The organism is Pseudomonas aestuarii (assembly GCF_027988105.1).
GTDB lineage: Bacteria > Pseudomonadota > Gammaproteobacteria > Pseudomonadales > Pseudomonadaceae > Aquipseudomonas > Aquipseudomonas aestuarii.
On record NZ_JAQJZJ010000057.1, the window covers coordinates 1 to 216 of the forward strand.

The 216-nt window shown below is 64.4% G+C and carries 1 protein-coding gene; it reads left to right on the forward strand.

Features of this window, described 5'->3' with window-relative positions:
* Nucleotides 1-216: glycine cleavage T C-terminal barrel domain-containing protein (locus PH586_RS23550; protein ID WP_271350228.1), on the forward strand; the 216-nt coding region annotated here is incomplete at both ends.

The window sequence follows — 216 nt, forward strand, 5'->3', positions numbered from 1 at the left end:
GGGTCGCAGCAAGCCGTTCTCCTGGATCGGCTGGCGCGGCATGAACCGTGAGGACTCCCTCAAGGAAAACCGCAAGCAGCTGGTCGGCCTCAAGCCGGTCAACACCCGCGCGGTGCTGCCGGAAGGCGCGCAGCTGGTGTTCGACGCCAAACAGGCGATTCCGATGAGCATGGTCGGCCACGTGACCTCCAGCTACTTCAGCACCAGCATGGGCTA